General features: G+C 51.2%; 1 rRNA gene. It reads right to left on the bottom strand.

Annotated features, from left to right (window positions below):
• A 23S ribosomal RNA gene (locus OGY35_RS01045) occupies positions 1-203 on the bottom strand; the annotation flags it as partial.

Genomic DNA, 203 nt, shown 5'->3' with positions numbered 1-203 from the left:
ATTTCTTTTCCTCGGGGTACTTAGATGTTTCAGTTCCCCCGGTTCGCCTCATGCCACTATGTATTCATGACATGATAGTGTGTCGAAACACACTGGGTTTCCCCATTCGGACATCGCCGGCTGTAACGGTTCATATCACCTTACCGACGCTTTTCGCAGATTAGCACGTCCTTCATCGCCTCTGACTGCCAGGGCATCCACCG

The sequence above is a fragment of the Citrobacter sp. Ct235 genome (genome assembly GCF_030332305.1).
In the GTDB taxonomy this organism is placed as follows: domain Bacteria; phylum Pseudomonadota; class Gammaproteobacteria; order Enterobacterales; family Enterobacteriaceae; genus Citrobacter_A; species Citrobacter_A telavivensis.
Note: the sequence above shows the minus strand (reverse complement) of the source record. Positions and strands in the feature narration are given on the sequence as shown.